At 63.7% G+C, this 1273-nt stretch carries 2 protein-coding genes; both read left to right on the plus strand.

Annotation, left to right across the window (positions count from 1 at the left end):
* The first annotated feature begins 253 nt into the window (after window positions 1-253).
* On the plus strand, window positions 254-577 hold the full coding sequence (locus JCM25156_RS32840) for a twin-arginine translocation signal domain-containing protein (RefSeq protein ID WP_457851826.1): 324 nt from the start codon (window positions 254-256) through the stop codon (window positions 575-577).
* The coding region (locus tag JCM25156_RS25675; protein ID WP_457851827.1) for a hydrogenase small subunit at window positions 577-1273 on the plus strand (697 nt) is incomplete at its 3' end. The genes JCM25156_RS32840 and JCM25156_RS25675, both read left to right, overlap by 1 nt.

Here is a 1273-nt window from a genome sequence, read left to right on the forward strand (position 1 = left end):
CCTGCGCGTGCTACTGCCGCGCCTTGCGCCAGCGGGTGATGGCGGCCTTGCGTTGGGGCAGGCGGCCATCGCGGCGGTACGGTATATGGAAAGCACCTGATCGGTCGGGTGGTCAGGCATTTTCCACCGGATTTTCGCCGGGCGTGGGTTTTCCGTGGTGCCGGGCGCCCGGCACCACCTGGTACGGTTCATGCTTCCTGAAGGATAAAGCGGGTCCCTGCCGATCCGCAGCCGAGGAAGGAAGACGCCACACATGGCTGTGCTTGAAACTTTTTACGATGTGATGCGGCGACAGGGCATATCGCGCCGGTCCTTTGTCAAATACTGCTCGCTTACCGCCGCCGCGCTGGGTCTGGGGCCGGAATACGTGCCCCGGATCGCCGAGGCCATGGAGACCAAGCCCCGCACCCCGGTACTGTGGCTGCATGGGCTGGAATGCACCTGCTGCTCGGAAAGTTTCATCCGCGCGGCGCATCCGCTGGTCAAGGATGTGATCCTGTCCATGATCTCGCTGGATTATGACGATACGCTCATGCGTCCGCCGGGCATCAGGCCGAAGCCATCCTTGATGAGGTGATGGACAAATACCACGGCAACTACATCCTGGCGGTGGAGGGCAATCCCCCCCTGAACGAGGACGGGATGTACTGCATCATCGGCGGCAGGCCGTTTGTCGATCAGCTCAGGCGCGTGGCGTCCGGCGCCAAGGCCGTCATCTCGTGGGGGTCATGCGCGTCCTATGGCTGCGTGCAGGCCGCGCGCCCCAATCCCACGCAGGCGACCCCGGTGCACAAGGTCATTCTGGACAAGCCGATTATCAAGGTGCCGGGCTGTCCTCCCATCGCGGAGGTGATGACAGGCGTCATCACCTATATGCAGACCTTCGACCGCCTGCCCGAACTCGACCGGCAGGGGCGGCCCAAAATGTTCTATTCCCAGCGCATTCACGACAAATGCTATCGCCGCCCGCATTTTGACGCCGGGCAGTATGTCGAGGCTTTCGATGATGAAGGCGCGCGCAAGGGCTACTGCCTGTACAAGGTCGGCTGCAAGGGGCCCACGACCTACAACGCCTGTTCCACCGTGCGCTGGAATGATGGCGTCTCCTTCCCCATCCAGTCCGGCCACGGCTGCATCGGCTGTTCGGAAGACGGGTTCTGGGACAAGGGATCGTGGTACGCCCGCCTTCAGGATGTCAGTGGCTTCGGGATCGAGGCGAGCGCCGACAGGGTCGGGCTGGCGGCGGCTGGCGTCGTGGGCGCGGGACTGCGGC

This window comes from Komagataeibacter kakiaceti JCM 25156, assembly GCF_000613305.1.